Here is a 1,359-nt window from a genome sequence, read left to right as displayed (position 1 = left end):
CGGTGGTGGACCGGCCGGCGCGGGTCGCCGCCGCGACGGCGAGATCGCGTACGGAGAGCTTGGCCACACCGTCGACGGTGGCGAGCCGGGTCAGCTCGGCGTCGTCGAGGCCGACCACGAGGCGGCCACCCACCATGCCGATGGTGGCCGGCACCGCGCCCGCGTCCCGGACGGCCTGCTCGATCTGCCGGGCGACGCGCAGGTTGTCCGGCCGGGGCAGGCCGTGCGAGACGATGGTGCTCTCCAGGGCGACCACCGGGTGGCCGGCGCGCAGCGCCTCCGCGACCTCGGCGCCGTAACGGATGTGAAAGTTGGTCACGATCATCACGGTACGTCGCCGGGCCGTCGGGCCTGAAGTGGACCGGGTGGGTGGTGACCTGCCAGACTTGACGGTCGGAGGTGCAGAAGTGAGCACAGAGGTTCTCGAGCGGCCGGAGCTGAAGGATGCGGACACCGGTCCGGAGATGTTCCATTACGTCCGCAAGGAGAAGATCGCCGAGAGTGCCGTCATGGGCACGTACGTCGTGGCGCTCTGTGGCGAGACCTTCCCGGTGACCAAGGCCGCCAAGCCGGGCTCGCCGGTCTGCCCGAAGTGCAAGGAGATCTACGAGTCACTGTCGGAGTGATCCGGGGCGGGCGGCTCGGCCGCCCGCGTAACCTGCGCCCGTGAACACCTCCACCGCCCTGCTCCTGGCCGACCTCACCGGGGTCGCGGTCTTCGCCGCCTCCGGGGCCTCTGCGGCGGTTGCCAAACGGCTCGACCTGTTCGGCGTCGTCTTCGTCGGCTTCGTGGCCGCCCTCGGCGGCGGGATCTTCCGGGACCTGGCCATCGACGAGGTCCCGCCCCTGGCGTTCGCCGACTGGCGGTACGCGGCGACAGCCGCCGTCACCGCTGCGGCCGTCTTCTGGCTGCACCCCCAGTTCGCCCGGCTGCGCACCACCGTGCTCGTGCTGGACGCGGCCGGCCTCGGCCTGTTCACCGTCACCGGCACCCTCAAGGCCCTCGACGCCCAGGTGCCGGCGGTCGGTGCGTGCGTGATCGGCATGGTCACCGCGATCGGCGGCGGTCTCGGGCGGGACCTCCTGACCGCCGAGATACCGGTGGTGCTGCGGCGGGAGATCTACGCGGTGGCCGCGCTCGCCGGCTCGATCCTGGTCGCGGTGCTCGACGCCCTCGGCCACGCCAACGCCGCGTGGCTGACGACGACGGCGGCCTTCGTCGTCGGCCTGCGCCTGATCTCGCTGCGCCGCCGCTGGTCCGCCCCGGTGGCCCCCCAGCACCCCCCAAGAACCGACACCCACCCGTAACCCCCGGGACCCCACCCACCCCACCCCCACCCCCCGGCCCCGCCCCGCCCC

The 1,359-nt window shown here is 73.0% G+C and carries 3 protein-coding genes; 2 read left to right on the top strand and 1 reads right to left on the bottom strand.

Annotated elements, in window-relative coordinates; genetic code table 11:
* Positions 1-319: pseudouridine-5'-phosphate glycosidase (locus AB0I76_RS29980; RefSeq protein WP_357042515.1), on the bottom strand; the 319-nt coding region annotated here is incomplete at its 3' end.
* Between the two features lie 88 nt (positions 320-407).
* Here AB0I76_RS29980 and AB0I76_RS29975 point away from each other — a divergent pair.
* Together AB0I76_RS29975 and AB0I76_RS29970 are read left to right on the top strand one after the other, a co-directional pair.
* Entirely contained in the window at positions 408-626 is a 219-nt protein-coding gene (locus tag AB0I76_RS29975) for a DUF3039 domain-containing protein (RefSeq protein ID WP_357042512.1), read from the top strand.
* 40 nt (positions 627-666) lie between these two features.
* Positions 667-1,308 (top strand): trimeric intracellular cation channel family protein, encoded by a 642-nt coding sequence (locus AB0I76_RS29970; protein WP_357042509.1) that lies wholly within the window; start codon positions 667-669, stop codon positions 1,306-1,308.
* Positions 1,309-1,359 lie beyond the last annotated feature (51 nt).

This window comes from Micromonospora sp. NPDC049799 (assembly GCF_040656655.1).
Taxonomy (GTDB): Bacteria; Actinomycetota; Actinomycetes; order Mycobacteriales; family Micromonosporaceae; genus Micromonospora.
Note: the sequence above shows the minus strand (reverse complement) of the source record. Positions and strands in the feature narration are given on the sequence as shown.